Origin of the sequence: Streptomyces sp. NPDC052040 (genome assembly GCF_044548405.1) — a bacterium.
GTDB lineage: Bacteria > Actinomycetota > Actinomycetes > Streptomycetales > Streptomycetaceae > Streptomyces.
In genome coordinates, this window is sequence record NZ_JBIUBV010000011.1 from 54,419 (window position 1) to 78,216 (window position 23,798).

Genomic DNA, 23,798 nt, shown 5'->3' on the forward strand with positions numbered 1-23,798 from the left:
AACGGCCGTCCACCCTCCCGCCCCAGCCCTGGAAGACAAATGTTCCGTACCGCCCTGCGCAATGTGCTCGCGCACAAAGCCAGGCTGCTCATGACCGTCCTCGCCGTGATGCTCGGCGTCGCCTTCGTGTCGGGCACCCTGGTTTTCACCAACACCCTCTCGGACGCCTACCAGAAGAGTTCCGCCAAGGGCTTCGACCAGGTCGACGTGGCCATCCGGCCCGAGGGCCGCCAGGACACCGGCGACACCGTCGGCAAGGAGCCGCAGCTCACCCAGGCCCTGCTCGACAAGGCCACCCGCGTCCAGGGCGCCAAGTCGGCCGTCGGCGTCGTCAGCGGCTTCACCGCCATCGCCGACAAGCACGGCAAGCTCCTCGGCGACGGCTTCCAGTCGCAGGGCGGCAACTACGGGAAGGCCGGCGACCCCCGGTACCCGATCGTCAACGGGCACGCTCCCCAGGGTCAGAACGAGATCCTCCTCGACTCCAAGACCGCCGCGCGCGCCGGATACAAGGTGGGCGACACCGTGCGGCTGTCGATCGACGGCCCGGTGCTGACCCCGAGGATCACCGGCATCTTCACCACCGACGACGGCAATGTGGCCGCCGGTGGCAGCCTGGCCCTCTTCGACACCCCGACCGCCCAGCGCCTGTTCCACAAGGAAGGCGCCTACGACGAGATCGACGTGCAGGCGGCCCCCGGCACCAGCCAGACCGCGCTGCGCAACGCCCTCGACGGGATCCTGCCGAAGGACACCGCGTCCACGGTCACCGGCAAGCAGCTCGCCGACGACCAGGCCCGGCAGATCGCGGACGCGACCAGCAGCATGCGCACCACCCTGCTGGTCTTCGCGGGCATCGCGCTGTTCGTCGGCACCTTCATCATCGCCAACACCTTCACCATGCTGGTCGCCCAGCGCACCAAGGAGCTGGCGCTGCTGCGCGCGGTCGGCGCCTCCCGCCGCCAGGTCACCCGGTCCGTGCTCATCGAGGCGTTCGTGGTCGGCGCGGTCGCGGCCGTCACCGGTCTGGTGGCCGGCATCGGCATCGGCGCCGGGCTGCGCGCGCTGACCAGCAGCCTGGGCGGGAACGTACCGGACGGGCCGCTGGTCGTCTCCCCGGGCACGGTGCTCGCGGCTCTCGCCGTCGGCATCCTGATCACGATGCTCGCCGCCTGGCTGCCGGGCCGCCGCGCCGCGAAGATCCCGCCGGTCGCTGCGATGAGCAGCGTCCACGCCAAGGCCACCACCCGGTCGCTGGTCGTACGGAACACCCTTGGCGCCCTGCTCGCCGGGTCCGGCGTCGCCACCGTGCTCTACGCCACCACCCTGAGCAGCTCGGACGGCCAGGGCCCGATGGGCATCGGCGCGGTCCTCCTGGTCATCGGCGTCTTCGTGCTCACCCCGCTGCTGTCCCGCCCGCTGATCGCGGCCGCCGCGCCCCTGCTGCGGGTCTTCGGGATCTCCGGGAAGCTGGCCCGGCAGAACTCGGTCCGCAACCCGCGCCGCACCGCGGCCACCGCCTCGGCCCTGATGATCGGCCTGACCCTGATCACCGGTCTGACGGTGATGGCGGGCAGTCTCCAGCACGCGATCGACAAGATGGCGTCCTCCGCCATCAAGGCCGACTACGTGGTGTCCATGGCGAACGGGCACGAGCTGTCGCCCGATGTCGAGAAGACGCTCCGCACGGCCGACGGGGTCACCGCGGTCAGCCCGGTGCGCCAGGCACCGACCCGCATCGAGGGCGAGACCGAGTACGTGACCGGCGTCAACGGCGCCACCATCGGCAAGCTGACCGCCCTCACCCTCGACAAGGGCACCTTCAAGGTCGGCGGCAGCCAGGTCGTCGTGGACAACGAGACGGCCACGTCCCACCACTGGACGACGGGCTCCCGGTTCACGGTCTCCTACGAGGACGGCCGCAAGCAGCAGCTGACGGTCGCCGGTGTCTACCAGCGGACCGAGATGATGCGCGGGATCATGCTGGACACCGCCACGCTCGCCCCGCACCAGAGCGACCCGGCGGACATGCAGGTCATGGTGAAGACCGCGGGCGGCGCCACCGACTCGGCCAAGAACGGGCTGGCGAAGGCGCTCGGCGACAACCCGGCCATCAAGGTCCAGGACAAGCAGGACATCTCCAACGGCATCGCGCAGCTCTTCACCCTGATGCTGAACATGCTCTACGGCCTGCTGGCCATGGCGGTGATCGTCGCCGTCCTCGGGGTGGTCAACACCCTGGCCATGTCGGTGTTCGAGCGGTCCCAGGAGATCGGCATGCTGCGCGCCATCGGCCTGGACCGCAAGGGCATCAAGCGGATGGTCCGGCTGGAGTCCCTGGTCATCTCGCTGTTCGGCGGGGTGCTCGGCATCGGCCTTGGTGTGTTCTTCGGCTGGGCGGCCGGTGAACTGCTCGGCACCAGCATCTCGACGTACGAACTGGTCCTGCCCTGGGGCCGGATGGCCGTCTTCCTGCTGCTGGCCGGGGTGGTCGGCGTGCTGGCGGCGCTGTGGCCCGCCCGGCGCGCGGCCCGGCTGAACATGCTGGCGGCGATCAAGTCGGAGTAGCGGCAGCCGTCGCGAAGGGGCCCGTTCCGCAGAGGGAACGGGCCCCTTCGCCGTCTGCGCGCCGACCGGACGCCCCGTCAGGCGTGCCAGGTGCGGGTGCGCAGCGGCAGTCCGGCGGAACCGGGTTCCGGGGTCCGCACGGCGAGGACCTGGTTGACGCCGATGCGGTTGCGTTCGAAGGCCAGGGCGGAGGCGGCCATGTAGAGGCGCCACACACGGGCGCGGCCGGCCCCGGCGAGGGCCAGGGCGCGGCCCCACTCGGCCTCCAGGTTGGCGACCCAGCCGCGCAGGGTGAGGGCGTAGTGCTCGCGCAGCGCCTCCACGTCCCGCACCTCGAACCCCGCGCGCTCCAGCTGGGTCACCGTGGTGCCGACGGGCGCCAGTTCACCGTCCGGGAAGACATAGGCGTCGATGAACGCGTCGACGGAGTACGCGGTCTCGTCCCGGCGGGGGCGCCGGGCGATCTGGTGGTTGAGCAGCCGCCCGCCGGGCGTGAGCAGGGCGTGCAGATCACGGGCGTACTCCAGGTACCGTTCGGCGCCGACGTGCTCGGCCATCCCGATGGAGGAGATCGCGTCGTAGGGGCCGTCGTCGACGTCCCGGTAGTCCTGCACCCGGATCTCGACGAGGTCGGCGAGGCCCTCGTCGGCGATGCGCTTACGGGCGTAGGTGGCCTGCTCCTGGGAGAGGGTGATGCCGACGACGTTCACCCCGTGCTCGCGGGCGGCGTGGATCGCCATGGAGCCCCAGCCGCAGCCGACGTCGAGGAGCCGCTGACCGGGGGTCAGACCGAGCTTGCGGCAGACGAGTTCCAGCTTGTCGCGCTGGGCGTCCTCCAGGGTGGCGTCCGGCGACTCCCAGTAGGCGCAGGAGTACACCATGGACGGGCCGAGGACGATCTCGTAGAAGTCGTTGCCCACGTCGTAGTGATGGCTGATGGCGCGTTTGTCGCTGTGCCGGGAGTGACGGCGGCCGGGCGCCCTGCGGACCTCCTCCCGGGGCGGCGGGGGCGGCGGCAGGGGGCGGGCCAGCAGGGCCAGCCCGCGCACACCGGCGCGCACCTGCGGGTCGCGGAGGGCCTGGGCGAGCGTGCGGGCGTCCTCGCCGCGCTCCCAGACCAGCCCGGCCATCAGATCGAGGGCGGTGTAGAGGTCGCCGTCGACGGCGAGGTCCCCGGCGACCCAGGCGCGGACGAGCCCCAACTCCCCCGGTTTCCACAGCAGGCGGCGCAGGGCGCGGCGGTTGCGTACGACGAGGACGGGAGCGCCGGGCGGGCCCGCTTCCGAACCGTCCCAGGCGCGGATGCGCAACGGGAGCGGCGTCCCCAACAACTGTTCTACGAGGCTTTTCAGCCGCGGCGCGGCGTCGGCCATGGCGCACACCTCCGATGGGGTATCACCTGTCCGGTCCGCGCCACGTCTCCGCAGGGACCGGACAGGGGAGAGTTTCCGGGATGTCCCACCACGTAAACACCTGCGGGGCCGGGCCGCAGTCCCCCAATGGCGTTACGGCTGGGCAAAATGCCCGGGTCCCGGGGGTGCCGCAGGCCGCCGTGCGAGGTCAGGCGCGTGCGGTGCGCCGCATGCCGAAGGGCCTCCCGCACCACGGATGGCGGGAGGCCCTTCGGCTGGAACGGTGACCGGGGGTCAGGAGGCCTTGGCCTTCTCCTCGGTCTTGGCCGCGGGGGCGACCGGGGCGGGCTTGGCGGCCTCGTAGAACTCCTCGCGCGGGGACTCGATCGCGCCGAGCGAGACGACCTCGCGCTTGAGGAACATGCCGAGCGTCCAGTCCGCGAAGATCCGGATCTTGCGGTTCCAGGTCGGCATCGCCAGGCCGTGGTAGCCACGGTGCATGTACCAGGCGAGACGGCCCTTGAGCTTGATCTTCGTCTTGCCCAGGACGATCATCGCGACGCCCTTGTGGAGGCCGAGACCGGCCACCGCGCCCTTGTTGGCGTGCGAGTACTCCTTCTGCGGGAAGCCCCGCATGCCGGAGACCACGTTGTCGCCGAGGACCTTGGCCTGACGCAGCGCGTGCTGCGCGTTCGGCGGGCACCAGGCGTTCTCGTTGCCCGCCTTGCGGCCGACGAGGTCGGGCACCTGGGCGTTGTCGCCGGCGGCCCAGATGTAGTCGGTGCCCTGGACCTGGAGGGTGGGGGCGGTGTCCACATGGCCGCGCGGGCCGAGCGGGAGGCCGAAGCGGGCGAGTGCCGGGTTCGGCTTGACGCCCGCCGTCCACACGATGGTGTTGGAGTCGACCTCGAGGCCGTTCTTCAGCACCACATGGCCGTCGACGCAGGACTCCATGGAGGTGGACAGGTAGACCTCGACGCCACGGCCCTCGAGGTGCTCCTTGCCGTACTGGCCGAGCTTGGGGCCGACCTCGGGGAGGATCTTGTCGGCGGCGTCGACCAGGATGAAGCGCATGTCCTCGCGGGACACGTTCTTGTAGTACTTGGCCGCGTCCCGGGCCATGTCCTCGACCTCACCGATGGTCTCCGCACCGGCGAAGCCGCCGCCGATGAAGACGAAGGTGAGCGCCTTGCGGCGGATCTCCTCGTCGGTCGTGGAGTCGGCCTTGTCGAGCTGCTCGAGGACGTGGTTGCGCAGGCCGATGGCCTCCTCGACGCCCTTCATACCGATGCCCTGCTCGGCGAGGCCGGGGATCGGGAAGGTGCGGGAGACCGCGCCGAGCGCGATCACCAGGTAGTCGAAGGGCAGCTCGTACGCCTCGCCGACCAGCGGGGCGATCACGGCGACCTTGCGGTCCTGGTCGATGGTGGTGACCCGGCCGGTGAGGACCTCCGCCTTGGGCAGGACGCGCCGCAGCGGGACGACGACATGCCGGGGGGAGATGCTGCCGGCGGCAGCTTCGGGGAGGAAGGGCTGGTAGGTCATGTACGAGCGCGGGTCGACGACCGTGACGGTCGCCTCGCCGTAGCGCATCTTCTTCAGGATGCGTCGAGCTGCGTACAGGCCTACGTACCCACCGCCTACTACGAGGATCCTGGGACGCTCCGTGGTGCTCATGCCATCGAGTATCCACCTGCCCATGGGGGGTCGCTCGTGCGCCCCTTCACAAGCTTGAGGGGGGCGTCTGCTACACTCCGCGGCCCGCGTGACGGAGATCATGGCGCGGACCGGGAACCGCGGGGGTGGGCGGATCGTTGTCAAGGCCTCGTGAGCTGCCCCTTGTGGCCTTCACCGCCCTCTTACCCGGCCTTGTCCGGACCCACGCACCCTCCACCGGAAACGCTCGCGTGAGCACCCCGCAAGGGCCGTTGAGCCCCCCGAACGGGCCATGGGACCCATGGCGCCGCCACCAGGCGCGATTTTCCTTGTGAAGAACTTCACGAACATTCCGCGCGGGGCACCCGCGCGAAGGCGCGAAGCCCCCCTTGAGCGCGCTCATACGTTACCCAACACGCTCAAGAGAGGCTACTGACGAGTAGGAAAAACCGCCCCGCACACCCCCGACTCCCCGTCAGAACCCCTGCCTGCGCGGGCCGTCGGGCCGCCCGCGGTCGTCAGGCGAGGGACCAGGCGATGCCGTCGAGGATGTCGTGTTCGCTGACCACGACCTCCTGGGCGCCGATGCGTTCCATGATCGCGAGGAGGACCAGGGCCCCCGCGCCGATGACGTCCACGCGTCCGGGGTGCAGGGAGGGGATCTCCGCCCGCTCGGCGTGCGTGGAACGCAGCAGCCGCTCGGTGATCTCCCGGACGCGGTCCAGGGAGACACGGGAGTGGTGGATCCGCGCGGAGTCGTACTCCGGGAGGTCCTGGGCGATCGCCGAGACGCTGGTGACCGAGCCCGCGAGGCCGACCAGGGTCCGCGCCTCCCGCAGCGGCACGGTCCGCTCCGCCAGGTCGAGGGCGGCCTCGATGTCGGACCGTATGGCGGCGATCTGCTCCTCGGCGGGCGGGTCGGCGACGGCGCCCCCGTGCACGAGGTGGCGCTCCGTCATCCGAACGCAGCCGATGTCCACGGACCGGGCGGCCCGCACCCGGTCCTCGCCGACGACGAACTCCGTGGAGCCGCCGCCGATGTCCACCACCAGGTAGGGCCGGGCGAGGTCGTCCCGGCCGGTCAGCTCCTTGGTCGCACCCAGGAAGGAGAACTCCGCCTCCTGGTCGCCGGAGATGACCTCGGGCTCGACGCCGAGGATGTCCAGGACCCCGCGGACGAAGTCCTCCCGGTTCTCCGCGTCCCGGGAGGCGGAGGTGGCGACGAAGCGGACCCGCTCGGCGCCGTGGCCCTTGATGACCTCCGCGTACTCGCGGCAGGCGGCGAAGGTGCGCTCCAGCGCCTCCGGGGCCAGGCGCCCCGTGCGGTCCACGCCCTGCCCGAGCCGGACGATGGTCATCCGGCGGTCCAGCTCGACGAGTTCACCGGTGGCCGGGTCGGCGTCCGCCACCAGCAGGCGGATGGAGTTCGTACCGCAGTCGACGGCGGCGACGCGTGTCACTGGCCCTGCCCCTTCCGGCCGGACTGCTCCTGCCCGGCCTGCTCCTGCCCGGACTGCGGCTCCCTGGCGGCGGGGCTCACGGGCTGGACGGCGAGCCAGCCGGTGTCGGCCGTCTCCACCTCCCACGCGTCACCGGCGGGCGGCGCCCCGGCGCCGGGCGACACGCATGAACCCTTGCGCCACCACTCCGGCAGCATCTCGATCGCCTCGTCGCCGAGCGGGTTGACGCCCGGACCCGCGGCCAGCGAGTGGCCGACGAGCACATGCAGGCACTTCACCCGGTCCGGCATGCCGCCCGCGCTCGGGAAGCCCTCCAGGACCTCGACGGCGTCGCGGCGGGCGATGTAGTCCTCGTGGGCGGCGCGATAGGCGGCGGCCAGCTCCGGATCGGCCCCCAGGCGCTCCGTCATCTCCTTCATGACGCCGTTGGCCTCCAGCGTGCCGATCGCCGAGGCGGCGCGCGGGCACGTCAGGTAGTACGTCGTCGGGAAGGGGGTGCCGTCGGGGAGCCGCGGCGCGGTCTCCACGACGTCCGGCTGCCCGCACGGGCAGCGGTGCGCGATCGCGCGCAGTCCGCGCGGGGTGCGGCCGAGCTGCTGCTCGATGGCCGCGACATCGGCGTCCGTGGGCTCGGTGCGCGGCGTGGGCGGCGGGGGCGTTTCCATGCGGTGCGAAGTCTCTCTTGTGTCTGTGTCGGGCCGGGCCCGGTCGGGCCGGCCGGGTTCACTGGTCGGACGCGTCGGCCTTGTCCACCCCGTCCCAGACGCCCGCGTACCAGGGGCGCGTCAGGGACGTCCGGTGGGCCGTGGAGTGCCCGGCCCGGTCCGGGTCGACCACGGTGTACCCGGTCTCGCCCGGCATCACATAGTGCAGCCGGGCGCGGATCTGCTGCTCCGCGTACGCGTCGTCCTGCCAGCGCGCCTTGAGGTCGCGCAGCTGCTCGACCCGGTCGCGGGCCTCCTGCCGCTGCCGCTCCAGGCCGGTGATCTGGGCGCGCTGGGAGACGTACTGCCGCAGCGGGTACGCGAGGGCCACGATCAGGGAGCACAGGACGAGGGCGAGCAGGGCGGCCCGGCCGGTGAGCCGGGAGCGGCGGGCCTGCCGCCTGGTCTGGGAGCGGTAGACCCGGGCCGCCGTCTGCTCACCGAGCAGCCGCAGCCTGGTCGCGGTGGAGAACCGGTCACGGTCCTTCACGGCCATGTCTCCCGCCTCCCCTTCACACGTACGTACGTCCCCGCACACGGTACGGGACCGCGTACGGGGACGTACGGACGACCGGCCAGGGCGTGGCCCTGGGGGGCTCAGCCCTTGAAGCGCGGGAAGGCGCTGCGGCCGGCGTAGACCGCGGCGTCGTCGAGGATCTCCTCGATGCGCAGCAGCTGGTTGTACTTGGCGACGCGCTCGGAGCGGGCCGGGGCGCCGGTCTTGATCTGGCCGCAGTTGGTGGCGACGGCCAGGTCGGCGATGGTGACGTCCTCGGTCTCGCCGGAGCGGTGGGACATCATGCACTTGAAGCCGTTGCGCTGGGCCAGCTCGACGGCGTCGAGGGTCTCGGTCAGCGAGCCGATCTGGTTCACCTTGACCAGCAGGGCGTTGGCCGCGCCCTCCTCGATGCCGCGGGCGAGGCGCTCGGGGTTGGTGACGAAGAGGTCGTCGCCGACCAGCTGGACCTTGTCGCCGAGCTTGTCGGTGATGATCTTCCAGCCGGCCCAGTCGTCCTCGAACAGCGGGTCCTCGATGGAGACCAGCGGGTAGGCCGCCACCAGCTCCTCGTAGTACTCCGTCATCTCGGCGGCGGAGCGCTCCTTGCCCTCGAAGAGGTACTTGCCGTCCTTGTAGAACTCGGAGGCGGCGACGTCGAGGGCGAGGGCGATCTGCTCGCCGGGGGCGTACCCGGCTTCCTTGATGGCCTCGAGGATCAGGTCGAGGGCCTCGCGGTTGGAGCCGAGGTTCGGGGCGAAGCCGCCCTCGTCGCCGAGGCCGGTGGACAGGCCCTTGCTCTTCAGCACCTTCTTGAGGGTGTGGTAGACCTCGGTGCCCCAGCGCAGCGCCTCGGAGAACGACTCCGCGCCGATGGGGGCGATCATGAACTCCTGGATGTCCACGTTGGAGTCGGCGTGCGAGCCGCCGTTCAGGATGTTCATCATCGGCACCGGCAGCAGGTGCGCGTTCGGGCCGCCCAGGTAGCGGAAGAGCGGGAGGTCGCTGGCCTCGGAGGCGGCGTGGGCCACGGCGAGGGAGACGCCGAGGATGGCGTTGGCGCCGAGCGAGCCCTTGTTGTCGGTGGCGTCCAGGTCGAACATCGCCTGGTCGATCAGGCGCTGCTCGGTGGCGTCGTAGCCGACCAGCTCCGGGCCGATCTGCTCGATCACCGCGAGGACGGCCTTCTCGACGCCCTTGCCCTGGTAGCGGCCCGGGTCGCCGTCACGCAGCTCGATGGCCTCGAAGGCACCGGTGGAGGCGCCGGACGGGACGGCGGCACGACCCGTGCTGCCGTCGTCGAGGCCGACCTCGACCTCGACCGTGGGGTTGCCTCGGGAGTCCAGGATTTCCCGGGCTACGACGACGTCGATGGACGGCACGAGCATCTCCTTCTTGGATGTGACGCTGGAAGTGCGGGGCTGTGTGCCTTACGGCTGTGCCTTGCGACTAGAGCCTAACCGCCCCGGGGCATCGGCCAGCCGACCGACCGTCCCGTGGACAGGGTGACGGTACACATTGTTCCCGCGGTGAACAAAGAGGGGTGGCCGGGAGGGCGGGCGGACAAAGCCGGGAGGGCGGGCGGACAAAAAGGCCCCGCCCCGGCGCGCACGGGGGAACGCGCACCGGAGCGGGGAGCATGGGGACGGGGGCGCTGCGCCCCTGGCCTCCCCCGTGCCGGGGTCGGGGCACGGGGAGGGGGCGGGCCGGCCGCCGGGCAGCCGTTACTTCAGGTGCAGCTGCTGGCCCGGGTAGATGAGGTCGGCGTTGTCGACGATGTCCTTGTTCAGCTGGAACAGCTTCTGCCAGCCGCCCTGGACGTGGTGCTTCTCGGCGATCGTGCTGAGAGTGTCGCCCGTGACCACCTTGTACTCGCCGTCGCCCTTCTTGACCTTCTCGCCGGTCGGGGTGGTGACGGTCTTCTGCGGGGCCGGACGCTGCTCGGAGCGGTTGGCGGCCTGCGGCTCGGTCGAGCGGGTGGTGGTGCTCTTGGTGGAGTCCTGGGCACCGGCGGAACCGTTGGAGCCGCTGGAGCTGCCGGAGGAGGCCGGGGCGCCGTCGTAGGGGGCGCTGGACAGGCCCGTGCCGCAGACCGGCCAGGCACCCTTGCCCTGGCCCGCGAGGACCTTCTCGGCGACGGAGATCTGCTCCGACTTGGAGGCCAGGTCGGCCCGCGCGGCGTAGGCGCTGCCACCGTAGGCGGCCCAGGTCGAGTTGGTGAACTGGAGGCCGCCGTAGAAACCGTTGCCGGTGTTGATGGACCAGTTGCCGCCGGACTCGCACTGGGCGACGGCGTCCCACTGGGAGGAGGTGGCGGCGGAGGCGCTGCCGGCCGCCATCAGCGGGGCGGCGACGGCGGCACCGGTGACACCGGCGAGCGTGATGGCGCGGACGGCCTTGGACGGGCGACGGTGCTTGCCCTTACCGGAACACAGCATGGTTGATCCCCTCACCGACGCCTGCGAGGTGAGCTGTCGGGTTCGGGCCGGTTGAGTTGCCCGGCCGCACGCCCTCCCCGGGCGCGCGGCTCCACCCCTAGCCACACCCGGTCAACTCCCGGGCGCGGCACCTACCTTGGGTCCCCCGCTCCTGCCTACGGCGCTTGACGCGACGACTGTTCCCGTACGGCCGCTGGCAGGATTCGGCGTTGCGACCGTCGGGGCCCGCTGTGGCGAGCGATCACGACCGTAAGCAGTCGAAGCGCCGAATTTCAAAGACGATCAGGGCTTGTGAGACTCATATCTCACTCTCGCCAATTCGGACATTAAGCGCGAAGTAGGACGAGAAGCAGGGGGCGAAGTGGGGTCAATCAGGCGGGAGTTCAGGAGGCGTCCGCAGACGGCCCACCCGCGACCGCAAGGCTCTGACCGGGAAGGATGAGGTTCGGATCGGTGCCGACCGTCTCCTTGTTCGCGTCGTAGAGGGCGGCCCACCCGCCCTTGAGGTCAAGGGAGTCGGCGATCGCGGAGAGATTGTCACCGGGGCGGACCGTGTACGAGCCGTCGGCGGTCTCGCGCCCCTCGGTGGTGCCGCGCGAGGCGTGACGGCCGGCGGGGTCACCCTCGGCACCCTCGTCGCCAGTGCCGCCACGGTGGCGTCCCGCCCCGGCGCTTCCGTCCGCATCATCGCCCGAAGATGCCACGTTCTGCCCGACCTTGTCCGACTCGTCGCTCTTGGTGGCGGTCGAGGGGGTGGTGCCGGGGCTCTTGGATCCGCTCGGGTCGGTGGCGCCACCGGTTCCGTTGGCGGCCGGGCCGGTGGTCGTACCCGAGGGGGAGGAGGACGGCGCGGAGGAGGACGAGGACGGCGTGGAGGACGGCGTGGAGGACGCGGTGCCCGAGGCGGAGGACTCCGGCGCGTGCGGCGCGGAAGGCGAGCCGGACGGGGAGGGGGACGACTGGGATGACTGGGACGAGTTGGACGATTTCGGCACGCCCATGTCCATGCCGGAGCCGGAGAAGGACACGGAGCCGTCACCGGAGTCCGCGTCGGCCATACCGGTGTCGACACCCGTGGCCGACGAGTCCTGGGACAGGCCGGAGACCAGGGCGCAGGTGCTCCAGGCGGAGACGCCCTTGTGGTCGAGGACCTTCTCGGCGACGGCTATCTGCTGGGAGCGGCTCGCCTGGTCGGGGCTCGGGGCGTAGTCCAGGCCGCCGTAGGTGTCCCAGTCCTCCTGGGTCAACTGGAGCCCGCCGTAGCGGCCGTTGCCGTGGTCGGCGCTCCAGGAGCCGCCGCTCTCGCACTCCGCGACCCGGTCCCAGGTGGTGCCGCTGGCCGCGCTCGCACCGGTGGCGCCGAGGAGCGGGATCGCGATCGCCGAGCCGGTGACTCCTGCCGCGACAAGGAGAGCCGGAGCCTGGCGAGGGCGACGGTGTCGACCGTTCCCGGAGAGCATGCGGTTGCCTTTCGCGCGACAGCAGTGACCAACGCGGCGGCTGTGGCGACCGCCGCGTTGCTGCGTGAAGGTAGCCGCAGTGGATCACTTGTCACAAGTCAATGCAGCGCAGATCACGTGAAGATCACAGGATTGAGAAAATGTCACCGTCCTGTGACCGTCGGCGTGGCCGCCGCCTCACCCCCCGGCGCCGGGGACAGGCCGGTGATCTTTCTTCGCAACCGGTGTGAACTCCACCGGAAGGGTGCGCAATCCACGCATAATCAGCCCGCCACGCCAGCGCAATTCGGTGGAATCCACCGCGAGTCGCAAGTCCGGAAGGCGGGTCAGCAGGGAGGCGAGCGCGGTCTGACCCTCCAGCCGGGCCAGGGGTGCGCCGAGGCAGTAGTGGATGCCGTGCCCGTAACCGAGGTGCTGGTTGTCACGGCGGGAGAGATCGAGGACATCGGGGTCGGTGAACCGCTCCGGGTCCCGGTCGGCGGCGGCGAGCACCACCAGGACCGGGTCCCCGGCCGCGATCTCCTGGCCGCCGATGGCCAGCGGCCGGGTGGCGAAACGCCAGGTGGCCAGCTCGACCGGGCCGTCGTAGCGCAGGAGTTCCTCGACCCCGGTCTCCAGGAGGTCCCGCTCCCCCCGGGCGAGAGAGGACTGGAGGAGGGCCCGCTGACCGGGGTGGCCGAGCAGCGCGTAGGTGCCGTTGCCGATGAGGTTGACCGTGGTCTCGAAGCCGGCGAAGAGCAGGATGAAGGCCATGGCGGCGGCCTCGTTCTCGGTGAGGTGCTCGCCGTGGTCGGAGGCGCGGATGAGCCCGGAGATCAGATCCTCGCCGGGGCCGGGCGCATCGGGCAGTGCCTCGCGCTTGCGGTGGATGAGGTCGGCGAGATAGCCGCGCATCTTCTTCACGGACCGCGCGACCCCGCCCCGGGGCCCTCCCCCGTGCCGGATCATCATGCCCGCCCAGTCCCGGAAGTCGTCCTGGTCCTCGCGGGGGACGCCGAGCAGGTCGCAGATGGCGTAGATGGGGAGCGGGAAGGCGAACTCATGGATGAGGTCGGCCGAACCGCGGTCCGCGAACCGGTCGATCAGCTGATCGGTCAGCTCCTGCACACGGGGCGCGAACTCGGCGACCCGGCGGGGGGTGAACGCCTTGGAGACCAGTCGGCGCAGCCGGGTGTGGTCCGGCGGGTCGATGTTCAGCAGATGCGTCATCAGCTCGGCCTTGCGCTCGCCGGGGATACCGGTCTTCCCCTTGGCGTGCGCGGGTTCGTCGTGATGCGCCGGGTTCTTGCTGAGCGCGGGGTGGGCGAGGGCGTGCTTGGCGTCGGCGTAGCGGGTGACCAGCCAGGCCTCCACACCGCTCGGCAGCCGAGTGCGGTGCACGGGGGCGTGCTCGCGGAGCCAGGCGTAGGCGGGATAGGGGTCGGCGGCGAACTCCCAGCTGAAGAGTTCGGGGGAGAGCCCGGGGGTGAGTTCGGGGGAAAGCCCGGAGGCGGGTTCGGGGGGAGGTCCGGGAGTCCGTCCTCCCGCCGCGCCGGTCTGTCCGCTCACTGCTCCCCCGTCCCGTCCTGCTCGTCCTCCGTGCCGCCGGTCCGCGGTCCGAGGCCCTCGGCGGCCCGTACCGCGTCCCGGTAGGCGCGGGCGGCGGCGCGCAGGGCGGCTTCCGGGTCCACGCCGTCGGCCTCCGCGCGCGCGGCGAGCGCCAGCAGCTCGTAGCCGATGCCCTCGCCCTGGGGGAGCGGCACGTCGAGGCCCGCCGTGCGCACCCGGGAGGACAGCTTCGCCGCCAGGGCCAGGCCCGGCTGCCCGAGGGGGACGCCGTCGGTCACCGAGGCGCGGCGCTTCTCCACCGCCTTGGTCCGCAGCCAGTGCTCCTTGACCTCCTCCGGTGTCGTCGCGGTCGCGTCGCCGAAGACATGGGGATGGCGGTGGATCAGCTTGGCGACGATGCCGCCCGCCACATCGTCGACGGAGAAGGGGGCGTCCGGGTCCTCCTCGGCGATCCGGGCGTGGAAGACGACCTGGAGCAGGACGTCGCCCAGCTCCTCGCGGAGCTCCTCGCGGTCGCCCGCCTCGATCGCCTCGACCAGCTCGTAGGCCTCCTCGATGCCGTACTTGGCGAGGCCCCGGTGGGTCTGCCGCGAGGACCAGGGGCACTCGGCGCGGATGCGGTCCATGACCTGCACCAGGTCGAGGAGGCGGGCGCCCGGGAGGTCGTACGAGGCGGGGAGCAGCTCCAGCTCGGGCATCCGCACCCGTCCCGAGCCCGCCAGGCGGGCCAGGCCGTCGGTGAGGCGGGGCTCGCCCTCGCCGGTCGCGACGACGACCACGGTGCGGCCGCCGGCACAGGCGTCGACCACCTCCTCGGCGGTGAGGGCGCCCTCCCGGACTGCCGTTCCGGCTTCGCGCAGATAGGGCAGCTGCGGGTGGGCGCCGTCCGCGCACAGGACCAGGTCGGCGTCGCGCAGCGCCTGCCAGGCGGGCCAGGACAGCAGGCCGGGCGCGACCCGGTGGCTGGTGGTGAGCAGGACGACGCGGCCGGGGGCGCCTTCGGAGCTGGTTGCGTTCACCCCTCGAACGTAACCCACGGTGCCGAGGGGCCCGGAAGTTATCCACAGGTGGACGGGCGGACGGGACCGGCCGCATCACCGGTCCCGTGCCGGTGCCGGTGCAGTGCCGGTGCCGGTGCCGGTGCTACGCCGTCTGCGGTGTCCCGGTGGCCGAGGCCTCCTTGACCCAGGGGGTCTTCGCGTCCACCCGGCTGCTCTTCTGCACGTCCCAGGTGCCGTAGCGCGGGTTGAGGTCGATGTGGAGTTCCTTCGAGGCCCCCGCCATCGCCTTCCAGAACACGGCCTTGCCGTCGGTCGTGTTCATGTCGGCGCCGAGCGCGGCGGACAGCTTCTGCGCCTCGACCTCGGTGCGGAGGTTGTCGTCGATGCGGCCGGGGGCCACACCGTACTGGTCGAGCCAGATGGACTTCAGCGCCCCCGCGCCGCCCGCCTGCTGTTCGAGGCTTGTGCGGAGCTGTTCGACGTCCCGGCGAGTGGCGGTCACGCCCGCGTTCCTGGCGGCCCGGTCCAGGACCCGTTCCAGGACCAGGCTGTGGAGGGTGTCGCGGGCGAGGCCCCCGGTCCGGGCGACCGTCTGCTGGTACTGGGTGGCGTCCGGGGCTGCGGCGCGCTGGGCGGTGCGCACCTCCTTCACCCGGCTCTCCAGCTGGGCGACCGTGATCCGCTGCCCTCCGACGACGGCGGCGGCACCCGGGTGCCCGGAGTCGCCGCACGCAGTGAGGACGGGAGCCGCGACGAGGGCGGCGCTGAGGGCGATCGCGGTGCGACGGCGGTGCAAGGTGGCCTCCCGAGGAGATTGTGCGACGGTGCACAAGGTCTTGCGGTGATCGATGGTAGGCAGTGGCCCTGCTCCGGCCAACCCGTACGACCAACGATTCACCGCGACTTGAGGCACCGTCGTCCTCCGCACGCCTCCCGATCCGGCCGGGGCCCGGTCACCCGGAGCCCCGGACCAGCCGGTCAGCCGGTGATCGCGACGGGTGCGTCCCAGGCGTCGCGGTCCACCGTGAGGGTGTAACCGCCGTGGGTCTCCTTGCTGTTGACCAGGTACTGGTGGGCGCGGCTGTGGCCGGTGTACTGGCCGGAGCCCCACGGCCAGTCCGTGGTGGTGGTGTACGTCTTGTCCCACAGGGCGTACCAGAGGTTGCCCGGCAGGTCGGTCCGGTCCTTGGCGGTGGCCACGGCCTTGGCGCTGGAGCTGGTGAAGCCGTAGAACCCGGCCCGGTAGGTCTTGGCGTGCACCTGCTTGTCGAAGGCGCGGACATAGGCCAGCACGGCGTTGTTGCACGAGATGTTGGCGGTGTCGTACGGCTCCATGTCGAGGTAGACCGGGCTGCCCGCCCTGATGCCGAGCGCCGACGCCTTGGCGACCGCGTCCGAGGCGTCGCTCGTGCCGAGGGAGGTCGCGTTGGAAGGGGTGAGCTTCTCCGGGTTGGAGCCGGTCTGGCAGGACGGCTGGGCGCCGACGTAGATCGGGATCAGTTTCCAGCCGGTGGAACTGACGGACTTCACCCAGGACGCGGTCAGGTTGGGCTGGTTGCAGCCGCGGTTCTTGCCGCCGACGTAGACCGCGGCGGCCCCGTAGAAGCCGTCGTGCCAGGCCTTCATCGCGGAGAGCGAGGGCGCGGTGCAGGTGTCGAAGGCCCGCCCGGTGAAGGTCTTCTGGGCGGGCCAGGCCGGGGCGGCCATCGAGGTCCCCGCCGCGATCCCGGCCCCCGCGACCACGGCGGCACCGGCCGCCGCCCACGAGAGGTATCTGAACTTCCTGGACCGCCGATGACCGGCCATCCCGCACCCCACTTCAAGCAGGCGGCACGCGTGCGGCGGCCGCCGGAGAAAGAGTCTTCGAGTCCTCGGCGCCGGCGCGCAGGCGGCGCGGTCGAGCCCATCGCAGGGATCGCACGGACGTCCGAGGATGGCTGAAATTTACACCTTCCCGGGCCATGCCCCTCCCCCGCCCGGAATCCGGCCCCTCCAGGAAAGCCACGACCACCCCTTGGGCATTCACTTACCTTGTATCTACCTGGAGTTAACCATTCCTCCATAGCGTGCGCCCGTCTTGATCACCCGTTGCCCTCCGCGCGCCGCTCCTTTCGGCCTGCTCACCGGTTGCTCCTGCGAGCGCCCCCGGGCACGCGGGGCGGCCGCGCGGACCGGCGCCTCCCCCCGCAACCAGGAGTCCCCATGGCCCTCAACACCCGCCGCGCCCGCCAGCTGACGGAGGCCGCCGCCCCCCTGCTGCTTCAGGGCGAGCGGATACAGCTGACGACCCTCGCGGGCGTCGGCTCGGTCTCCGTGCGCAGGATGGCGCTGACCGCGGCCGTGGTCGGCGTGGTCAGCGGTGGCACCGTGATGGCCACCGTCACGCCCCGCCCGATGTACATCGCCCTGACCGACCGCCGGATCCTCCTCTTCGACGGCAACCGCGGCGGCAAGCCCGGCAAGCTGGTGATCGAGCTGCCGCGCCCGTATGTCTCCGCGAGCGGTTCCAAGAAGGCGTTCCTGGGCCTCCAGTACGTCACCCGGCTGTCGGTGGCCGGTCAGGAGACGGGCCTCAAGGTCACCTTCCCGGTCCAGCACCGCGCGGACGGACACCGGTTCGCGGCGGCCCTGCCGACCGCGGGCTGAGGGAACGCCGCCCCTGCGTTCCTGCCGGGGCGGCGAGGAGGCAGGGGCCTCAGCCGCGCACCTGCCCCAGCCACTGGAGGGTGCGCCGCAGGTCCCCGGCCAGCGGATGCCCCGGTCCGCGCAGCCGCTCGACGTCGTGCAGCAGCCGTACGAGGGTGTCGTGGGCGGCGGCGCGGTCGCCGAGGGCGAGCAGCAGGTGGCCGATGCGGCGGCGGACGTCGTGGGCCGGTTCCGGATCGCCCGCGACGTACTGGTTCTCGTAGTACGGCAGCAGCGCCCGGTACTCGGCGAGCGCGGCCGCCGGTTCGCCCAGTTGCTCCAGGCACTGCGCGACCTCGTGGCGGAAACGCAGGGACTGGGGATCGGCCCGGCCCGACTCGGTCGCGCGTTCGTCGGCGAGGCGGCGCAGTTCGGGCAGTGCGCGCCGGTACTGGCCGTCGTCCATCAGTGTGGCCGCGTACTGCTTGCGCAGGGTGCGGACGACCGGTGAGTGCTCGCCGTGCTGGTCGGCCGCCGCCGGGAGGATCGCGCCGAGGATGTCCACCGCCTGAGTGATGCGGCCCTCGCCGAGCAGGCGTTTGACCTCGTCGACGGCGCCCGCGACATCGGCCGTCCCCGCCGTCGGTGCCGCCTGGGGCTGAGGCGCCGGAGTGCGGGCCCGGTCCGGCCAAGGGGCGTGCGGACGCAGAAAGGAGCGCGTCGGGTCGAGCGGAGCACCCGAGGGGGTGCCGCGCGCCGGGAGCAGCGGCAGCAACTGCTCGTAGGTCTCCTGGGCCGAGGCCGGGCGGTGCTGCGGGTCCTTCGCGAGCAGCCGCAGCACGAGCGCCTCCAGCGCCTCGGGGACCTCCGGCCGCAGTCGGCGCACCGGCAGCGGCGGCTCGTACAGATGGCGGTGCAGCACACCGAGCGCGGTCGAGCCAGCGAACGGCACCTCCCCGCTGAGCAGTTCGTGCAGAAGCACGCCGAGGGCGTAGAGGTCGGTGTACGGGCCGACCGCACCGCCCATCGCCTGCTCCGGAGCCATATAGGCGGGCGAGCCGATCGGTGAACCGGTGTGGGTGAGACGGGTGGTGTCCGTGTCCATCACCGAGGCCACGCCGAGGTCGAGGACGGTGACCGTGCCGTCCTGTCCGACCATGACATTGCGGGGCTTCAGATCGCGGTGCACGATCGGCACCGCGTGCACGGCGGACAGCACGGCGCACAGCTGTGCCGCGACCGCCGCCGCCCATGGCCAGGGATAGGGGTCGTGCTCGGCGAGATGGTCGGCGAGGTCGGCCCCGTCGACGTACCGCATCACGAGGTACAGCTCCTCGCCCTCGCTGCCCGCGTCATGGACGGTGACCAGACCCGGGTGGTCGACCTGCGCGGTGACCCGGCACTCGCGCAGGAACCGGCGGCGCAGCTCGTCGGCCTCCTGCCCCGCGACCTTGTCCGGCCGCAGCAGCTTGACGGCGACCCGCCGGTCCAGACGGCGGTCGTACGCCGTCCAGACCTGGCCCATGCCGCCCTGGCCGATGAGCGTGGACAGCTCGTAGCGCTGGGCGACGACGCGTCCGGCCGCCGCGCTCATCTGCCGTCCTCGTGGCGGCGCAGATAGTCGCTCAGTTCGTCGAGTTCGGCGCGGACCTGGTCGATCCGGGCGGGGGCGGGGCGCTGCGGGGGCGGCGGCACGGATCCGTACGGGGGCAGCGGGGGCCGGACCGGGGCGGACGGCGGGGCCGGGGTGGGCGGTGCCGCGGGGTAGGGGCCCGCGGCCGGGTAGCCGTAGCCCGGCGGGGGCGGTGTGTAGCCGGTGGCCCGCGGGGGCACCGGGGCCCCGGGCGGCAGACCGCGGTGGCGGCGTATGTCGAACACCAGGAAGTACGCCCCGCTGGCTGCTCCGAGGACCAGCACGGTGGTGAGTCCGAGGTCGCCCCGGTGGTCGTTCTCCGGGACGGAGCCGACGAACGCGAGGCAGCCGATGCTCACGGGCAGGCTGAGCCAGGCCAGGAGCCAGTCCACGGTACGGCCGCGCAGCACGGCGATCCGGAACAGAGGGAGGCAGGTGAGCAGTCCGCAGCTGAGGAAGCCGGCGACGACGAACAGCACCCGCAAAGTGATGACCGCGCCCGGCGTGCGGGTGGGCGGCGGGGCCGCGCCATGGCCGTACATGACTGCTCCTGGGACCGGATGAGGACGGACGTACGGACGTACGAGTGTCGGCGTCCGAGCGTATAGCCCGGCTCCGACGGACGGTCCGGGTTGTACGGAACCGTAGTCGTACCGCATCCGGGGCGGGGGCAGGGGGTGTTCGGCGGTCTCTCAGTCCGGTGCGACCGTGCCGTCCGTCAGGCCGTCGTACAGGCCGCGAACGAGCTGCTCGCCGAGGCGGCCGGCCAGCCGCAGGGCGTCCTCGAACCCGGCGAGCGCCCGGAACCGCTCTCCGAAACGGCGCTGCTGCTCCAGCGGGAGCCGGGGCAGTTGAAGGCGGCGCACATCGAGCCGGGTGGCCGTGGAGGCATAGCTGCTGGCCTGCCGGTTGTTGGCGGTGCCCCGCAGGAAACCGGCCAGGAACCAGGGATCGAGCGCCGCCGGATCCGGGCGCAGCAGCGTCAGATGGCGCCCGAGGGCCGCCCCCGCGGTCGCCCCGTCGATCACCCGTGCCACGGCGCCGCCGCCGAGCACGGGAACGACCACATCGCCCTCCGCGACGAGCACCGGCTCCTCCCCGGTCCCGGGCAGCGACCCGGAGGGCGCGGTACCGGCGAGGACGTCGTGGTCGGTGAGCACCCGTTGATGGGGGCCATGGCCGCCGGTACGCATCACCAGGGCGCCGCCGCGGGCGAGTTCACCGACCGTGGTGAGCGGCCAGCGGGTCCGGTCGGCGGTGTCGTGCGCGGGCGGGTTGAGGTCGACGGTGAGCCGGAGGGTCTCGTCGAGACGTGCGCGCAGCGCCGTGAGTTCCTCCGCTCCGCCGCTCACCGCGGGCGGCGGGAGATGGCGGCCGGGGGCCAGGTCGACATCGTCGTCCAGCAGTTCGATGACCGGCACGGACCTGCTCACACCCGGCACCTGCGGCACGGTGCCGGTCCGGGCGAAGGGGCGCCAGGCTCCGAGCACCGTCTCCCGTACGGCCGGCCAGTCCGGGCCGCCGCGGCCCTCGGCGGCGAGCGCGCCGGTGTCCGCGAGCAGCAACTCGGGGTGCGCGGGCGCCTCGCCGGGCCGACGCAGCACCCAGAGATGGAGGGGGATGTTGTACGGGGGCGCCGCGCCCACCGGCAGGGCGATCACGGCACGCAGGGCGCCGCGGCGCAGCAGATCGGCGCGGATACGGCGGCCCGAACGTCGGGAGGCGGCGGCCGGCGGCATCAGCAGGACGGCGGTGCCGCCGTCCCGCAGCCGGGCCAGGGCGTGCTGCACCCAGGCGAGTTCGGATTCCGTGCGGGCCGGGAAGCCGTACTCCCAGCGCGGGTCGTAGGCGAGTTCGTCATGGCCCCAGGTGCGCTCGTTGAACGGCGGGTGGCACAGCACGGCGTCCGCCCTGAGGGTGTCGAACGCGTCGGCCCGGAGGCTGTCCCCCGCGGCCGTGCGCACCACGGCCCTGGTGTGCAGCGCCAGCCGCAGACCGGTGAGCGCGGCCAGCCCGGGATCGCTGTCCTGGCCGCGGAGTTCCCGAGGGCCGGATTCGTCCGTGCGGCCGTCCCGGCTCCGGGTGTGCTGCCGGGTCTCCTGCGTCTCGTCCTGGCTGCCGTCCGGGCTGCCGTCCGGGCCGGGTGCGGTGGTGTCGGCGACGGCGCGCAGCAGGGCTCCGGTGCCGCAGGCCGGGTCCAGGACGCTGCGGGCGGGACCCGCCAGATCGGCCATCAGCGCGGCCAGATCCGCGGGGGTGAGGGTGTACTGCCGGGGGTTGGCGTCGAGATGCCGTCCGAGCAGGAACTCGTATGCCTGCCGGGGGCCCAGTTCCGCGGCGAGGTCCGCGGCGGCGCGGAGCAGCGGGACCGACGGCAGGAGTTCCGGCGAGGTCGGGGAGGGCAGGGCGGACCCCCGGGGGCTGCCGAGGCGGGGGGTGAGGACCTGGTCGAGGGCGGTGGGCAGCAGGGCGGCCAGGCGGGCGTCGGAACCGGCGCTCGCCTCCTGCCAGACGGTGGGGCGCTCCTGGACGAGGACGAGGACGCGGCCCGCGTGGACCAGGGCGGTGACGGCTCCCTCCGGGTGGCCGGTGATCTGCTGCCAGACGCGTTCCCGCAGGGGCACTTCGGCGAGTTTGCCCTGTCGGCGCAGCCAGTGCTCGACCTCGGCGAGCGCGAAGGAGGGGCTGGTCTCGGTGCCTCCGACGGGCTTGGGGAAGTCGGCATGGCGTCGGCGCCAGTTGCTGACGGCGGCGCGGCCGACGCCCGCGAGCCGGGCGATCCCGGCGGAGGTCACCTCCGCCCCGTCCGGCCCTTCTGTCCCACCCGTCCCATTGCCCTGCACCCGCCCGGCCCCCTTGGTCTGCCGTCGTCGGTTGTCCGTCGCCCCGCTGTCGACCTCGTGACGTCGAGCATACCGAGGTGAACCGGATATGCCGCTTCACACGCGTGTACAGACTAAGTCATGATTGACGTGTTGACTCGGTTCACAGCGTCTGCTCATATTGACCCCGTGAACGGGCAGCCTCGCCGGATCGGCAGGCGTCCCGCACAGGCACTCCTGCGTGCGCTCACCGCGCGCCACTCACCTCAAGGAACTCTCATGCGTCGCACCGCACTTGCCGCTCTCTGCCTCGCCGCCGCGGCCACCGCGGGACTCACCGGCTGCCTGCCCGGCTCCGACTCGGCCAACGGCAAGCCCAAGGGCCCGTTCGCCGGGCTCACCGGCGGCGAGATCGCCGACCGGGCGATGAAGGCCACCACCGGCGCCACATCGCTCCGCCTGACGGGGGACGTCCCCGACGACGAGAGCAACGGCACCATCCGGATCGACATGGCCCTGAACAAGAAGGGCGAGTGCGCAGGGACCATGGCCATGGGCGGCCAGGGCAAGGCACAGCTGATCAAGACCGGTGACACGGTCTACATGAAGTACGACGAGGCGTTCCTGCGCGCGCAGGGCAAGGGGGATTCCACGTCGGACACCGACGCGGTCGTGGCCATGATGGCCGGCAAGTGGACCAAGATGTCCGCGAAGGGCAAGGACGCCAAGGACATAGCGGGGTTCTGCGACCTGAACACGGTGCTGGGCGACACCAGGGACCTCAACTCCGACGCGACACGGTCCACGACGACCACGCTCGACGGCACCCCGGCGATCGTGCTGCACGAGAAGGACGGCAAGGACCTTTACACGCTCTACGTCGCCACGCAGGGCAAGCCGTATCTGCTGAAGATCACGAGCACGTCGAAGAAGGACCCGGGCACGCTCACCTTCGGCGACTACGAGCAGCGGGTACCGGCCGACAAGCCCCAGGGCAAGGTGCTCGACCTGGACGCCCTGGGCAGCTGACCGGCACGGGTGGGTGCCGGTCCTGGTCCCCGCGTCTGGACCCACACCCTCAGCCACCCTCAGCGGCGGGTCAACTGCCGCACTGCTCCAGCATCATGTGCTTGTCGGCCGTCGTCACGGGCAGCTCGTACTTCAGTGACACCTGGGCGAAGCGCACCGAGTACGAGCAGCGGATCTGCTTGTTCGGGGGGAGCCAGGTCGCCGGGCCGGAATCGCTCTTGGCGCCGTTGGTCGGTCCGTCCACCGGGATCAGGTTGAGCGGGTCGTTGGCGATGTCCTCCCGCTTGCCCTTCGTCCAGTGGGCGGCGCCCATCTGCCAGTCGTAGGACAGCGGCATGACATGGTCGATCTGGACCGTGGTCGCATGGGACTTGGCCCACTGGATCGTCTTGGTGGTGTACGGATCGTGCAGCGTCATGGAGGCCACGACGCAGTTCGACCCCGACCGGAACCGTACGTCCTGCCCGTCCCGCTTGAGCAGGTCGTTCCGGGAGTCGCACCCGTTGTGGGCGAACGGGACGTCACCGGGGGCCGAGTCCATCCACGCGTAGCCGAACTCGTCCCGCGAGTAGCCCGTCTTGGGGCCGCGCCCCTTGGTCGCCACCTTGCCGATCAGCGTCCGCGCCTTCGCCCGGTCGGCGGCCGAGGTGATGGCCCCGAGACCGGGCTTCGTGCCGTCCGGGTTGTCCAGCGGGCTGACGGCACGGCCGTCACCGGCGCCCGCCGCGGAGGAGGCGGAGGAACCCGAGGGTGCGCCGGCGGCGGGCGCACCGCCCTCCCGGCAACCGGTCACGGTGACCACGATCAGGACGGCGGCTGCGACCCCGCCCCTCCACTGCTGCACGCGAAGCCCTCCCCTTGCCCGTACCGTTCGTCCGGCCCGCCGCGCAGGCCCGCGGCATGGCCGGTCCCACGGTAGCTGCCGGTACGTCATGCCCTACGGCTGCCCCGTCGGCCACGATGCACGCCGGGCGCGCGGGGTGTACGGGGCACGGCGGCGTGCGGC

Annotated in this window: 19 protein-coding genes and 1 riboswitch; of the genes, 3 read left to right on the forward strand and 16 right to left on the reverse strand. The window is 72.0% G+C overall.

Features of this window, described 5'->3' with window-relative positions:
- Nucleotides 1-39 precede the first annotated feature (39 nt).
- A complete protein-coding gene (locus tag ACIHAA_RS21805) occupies nucleotides 40-2,568 on the forward strand; it encodes an ABC transporter permease (RefSeq protein ID WP_399819588.1) in 2,529 nt (842 codons plus the stop codon).
- A 77-nt stretch (nucleotides 2,569-2,645) separates the two neighbouring features.
- Here ACIHAA_RS21805 and ACIHAA_RS21810 read toward each other — a convergent pair whose 3' ends face one another.
- The 12 genes from ACIHAA_RS21810 to ACIHAA_RS21865 all read right to left on the reverse strand — a co-directional run bounded on the left by ACIHAA_RS21810 (nucleotide 2,646) and on the right by ACIHAA_RS21865 (nucleotide 16,489).
- Nucleotides 2,646-3,941 carry a class I SAM-dependent methyltransferase gene (locus ACIHAA_RS21810; RefSeq protein WP_399819590.1) on the reverse strand — a complete coding sequence of 432 codons (1,296 nt, stop codon included), beginning with the start codon at nucleotides 3,939-3,941 and terminating at the stop codon, nucleotides 2,646-2,648.
- A gap of 273 nt (nucleotides 3,942-4,214) precedes the next feature.
- Nucleotides 4,215-5,597, reverse strand: coding sequence for an NAD(P)/FAD-dependent oxidoreductase (locus ACIHAA_RS21815; RefSeq protein ID WP_399819593.1), 1,383 nt, complete (start codon nucleotides 5,595-5,597; stop codon nucleotides 4,215-4,217).
- Between the two features lie 497 nt (nucleotides 5,598-6,094).
- Nucleotides 6,095-7,036, reverse strand: coding sequence for an exopolyphosphatase (locus ACIHAA_RS21820; protein WP_399819595.1), 942 nt, complete (start codon nucleotides 7,034-7,036; stop codon nucleotides 6,095-6,097).
- Nucleotides 7,033-7,701, reverse strand: a complete 669-nt coding sequence (locus tag ACIHAA_RS21825; protein ID WP_399819597.1) for a DUF501 domain-containing protein — start codon at nucleotides 7,699-7,701, stop codon at nucleotides 7,033-7,035. The genes ACIHAA_RS21820 and ACIHAA_RS21825 overlap by 4 nt, the downstream gene beginning before the upstream one ends.
- Before the next feature lie 58 nt (nucleotides 7,702-7,759).
- A complete protein-coding gene (locus ACIHAA_RS21830) occupies nucleotides 7,760-8,236 on the reverse strand; it encodes a septum formation initiator family protein (protein ID WP_399819599.1) in 477 nt (158 codons plus the stop codon).
- Between the two features lie 101 nt (nucleotides 8,237-8,337).
- Nucleotides 8,338-9,624, reverse strand: a complete 1,287-nt coding sequence (eno, locus tag ACIHAA_RS21835) for a phosphopyruvate hydratase (RefSeq protein ID WP_399819600.1) — start codon at nucleotides 9,622-9,624, stop codon at nucleotides 8,338-8,340.
- Between the two features lie 336 nt (nucleotides 9,625-9,960).
- On the reverse strand, nucleotides 9,961-10,674 hold the full coding sequence (locus ACIHAA_RS21840) for a transglycosylase family protein (RefSeq protein ID WP_399819601.1): 714 nt from the start codon (nucleotides 10,672-10,674) through the stop codon (nucleotides 9,961-9,963).
- A 3-nt stretch (nucleotides 10,675-10,677) separates the two neighbouring features.
- A riboswitch (cyclic di-AMP (ydaO/yuaA leader) is annotated at nucleotides 10,678-10,847 on the reverse strand.
- Between the two features lie 210 nt (nucleotides 10,848-11,057).
- Nucleotides 11,058-12,134 carry a transglycosylase family protein gene (locus ACIHAA_RS21845; protein ID WP_399819603.1) on the reverse strand — a complete coding sequence of 359 codons (1,077 nt, stop codon included), beginning with the start codon at nucleotides 12,132-12,134 and terminating at the stop codon, nucleotides 11,058-11,060.
- Between the two features lie 177 nt (nucleotides 12,135-12,311).
- Nucleotides 12,312-13,682: a cytochrome P450 gene (locus ACIHAA_RS21850; protein ID WP_399819605.1), complete on the reverse strand. Its 1,371-nt coding sequence runs from the start codon at nucleotides 13,680-13,682 to the stop codon at nucleotides 12,312-12,314.
- Nucleotides 13,679-14,701 (reverse strand): nucleoside triphosphate pyrophosphohydrolase, encoded by a 1,023-nt coding sequence (locus ACIHAA_RS21855; RefSeq protein ID WP_399819607.1) that lies wholly within the window; start codon nucleotides 14,699-14,701, stop codon nucleotides 13,679-13,681. Before ACIHAA_RS21855 ends, ACIHAA_RS21850 begins: the two co-directional genes overlap by 4 nt.
- 124 nt (nucleotides 14,702-14,825) lie before the next feature.
- The gene (locus ACIHAA_RS21860; protein ID WP_399819608.1) at nucleotides 14,826-15,479 is read right to left on the reverse strand and encodes a SurA N-terminal domain-containing protein; all 654 of its coding nucleotides are present in this window, start codon (nucleotides 15,477-15,479) and stop codon (nucleotides 14,826-14,828) included.
- Between the two features lie 182 nt (nucleotides 15,480-15,661).
- Nucleotides 15,662-16,489, reverse strand: coding sequence for a glycoside hydrolase domain-containing protein (locus ACIHAA_RS21865; protein WP_399819610.1), 828 nt, complete (start codon nucleotides 16,487-16,489; stop codon nucleotides 15,662-15,664).
- A gap of 396 nt (nucleotides 16,490-16,885) precedes the next feature.
- Here ACIHAA_RS21865 and ACIHAA_RS21870 point away from each other — a divergent pair, with 396 nt between their 5' ends.
- On the forward strand, nucleotides 16,886-17,329 hold the full coding sequence (locus ACIHAA_RS21870; RefSeq protein WP_399819612.1) for a hypothetical protein: 444 nt from the start codon (nucleotides 16,886-16,888) through the stop codon (nucleotides 17,327-17,329).
- Nucleotides 17,330-17,378: 49 nt separating this feature from the next.
- On the opposite strand, the gene ACIHAA_RS21875 is transcribed toward ACIHAA_RS21870, so the two are convergent.
- From ACIHAA_RS21875 to ACIHAA_RS21885, 3 genes are all read right to left on the reverse strand, one after another.
- Complete coding sequence (locus ACIHAA_RS21875) at nucleotides 17,379-18,902, reverse strand: protein kinase (RefSeq protein WP_399819614.1); 1,524 nt, start codon at nucleotides 18,900-18,902, stop codon at nucleotides 17,379-17,381.
- Complete coding sequence (locus ACIHAA_RS21880; protein ID WP_399819616.1) at nucleotides 18,899-19,483, reverse strand: hypothetical protein; 585 nt, start codon at nucleotides 19,481-19,483, stop codon at nucleotides 18,899-18,901. Before ACIHAA_RS21880 ends, ACIHAA_RS21875 begins: the two co-directional genes overlap by 4 nt.
- A gap of 150 nt (nucleotides 19,484-19,633) precedes the next feature.
- On the reverse strand, nucleotides 19,634-21,784 hold the full coding sequence (locus ACIHAA_RS21885) for an N-6 DNA methylase (protein WP_399819619.1): 2,151 nt from the start codon (nucleotides 21,782-21,784) through the stop codon (nucleotides 19,634-19,636).
- A gap of 258 nt (nucleotides 21,785-22,042) precedes the next feature.
- On the opposite strand from ACIHAA_RS21885, the gene ACIHAA_RS21890 reads away from it, so the two are divergent.
- Nucleotides 22,043-22,792 carry a hypothetical protein gene (locus ACIHAA_RS21890; protein ID WP_399819621.1) on the forward strand — a complete coding sequence of 250 codons (750 nt, stop codon included), beginning with the start codon at nucleotides 22,043-22,045 and terminating at the stop codon, nucleotides 22,790-22,792.
- A gap of 70 nt (nucleotides 22,793-22,862) precedes the next feature.
- Here ACIHAA_RS21890 and ACIHAA_RS21895 read toward each other — a convergent pair whose 3' ends face one another.
- Nucleotides 22,863-23,636 carry an HNH endonuclease family protein gene (locus ACIHAA_RS21895; protein ID WP_399819623.1) on the reverse strand — a complete coding sequence of 258 codons (774 nt, stop codon included), beginning with the start codon at nucleotides 23,634-23,636 and terminating at the stop codon, nucleotides 22,863-22,865.
- Nucleotides 23,637-23,798: the final 162 nt, after the last annotated feature.

Bases quoted from the DNA above. Each gene is read 5' to 3' on its own strand.
- ACIHAA_RS21805 (WP_399819588.1), top strand. From the start codon at position 40: ATGTTCCGTACCGCCCTGCGCAATGTGCTCGCGCACAAAGCCAGGCTG.
- ACIHAA_RS21810 (WP_399819590.1), bottom strand. From the start codon at position 3,941: ATGGCCGACGCCGCGCCGCGGCTGAAAAGCCTCGTAGAACAGTTGTTG.
- ACIHAA_RS21815 (WP_399819593.1), bottom strand. From the start codon at position 5,597: ATGAGCACCACGGAGCGTCCCAGGATCCTCGTAGTAGGCGGTGGGTAC.
- ACIHAA_RS21825 (WP_399819597.1), bottom strand. From the start codon at position 7,701: ATGGAAACGCCCCCGCCGCCCACGCCGCGCACCGAGCCCACGGACGCC.
- ACIHAA_RS21830 (WP_399819599.1), bottom strand. From the start codon at position 8,236: ATGGCCGTGAAGGACCGTGACCGGTTCTCCACCGCGACCAGGCTGCGG.
- eno (WP_399819600.1), bottom strand. From the start codon at position 9,624: ATGCTCGTGCCGTCCATCGACGTCGTCGTAGCCCGGGAAATCCTGGAC.
- ACIHAA_RS21840 (WP_399819601.1), bottom strand. From the start codon at position 10,674: ATGCTGTGTTCCGGTAAGGGCAAGCACCGTCGCCCGTCCAAGGCCGTC.
- ACIHAA_RS21845 (WP_399819603.1), bottom strand. From the start codon at position 12,134: ATGCTCTCCGGGAACGGTCGACACCGTCGCCCTCGCCAGGCTCCGGCT.
- ACIHAA_RS21865 (WP_399819610.1), bottom strand. From the start codon at position 16,489: ATGGCCGGTCATCGGCGGTCCAGGAAGTTCAGATACCTCTCGTGGGCG.
- ACIHAA_RS21870 (WP_399819612.1), top strand. From the start codon at position 16,886: ATGGCCCTCAACACCCGCCGCGCCCGCCAGCTGACGGAGGCCGCCGCC.
- ACIHAA_RS21875 (WP_399819614.1), bottom strand. From the start codon at position 18,902: ATGAGCGCGGCGGCCGGACGCGTCGTCGCCCAGCGCTACGAGCTGTCC.
- ACIHAA_RS21880 (WP_399819616.1), bottom strand. From the start codon at position 19,483: ATGTACGGCCATGGCGCGGCCCCGCCGCCCACCCGCACGCCGGGCGCG.
- ACIHAA_RS21890 (WP_399819621.1), top strand. From the start codon at position 22,043: ATGCGTCGCACCGCACTTGCCGCTCTCTGCCTCGCCGCCGCGGCCACC.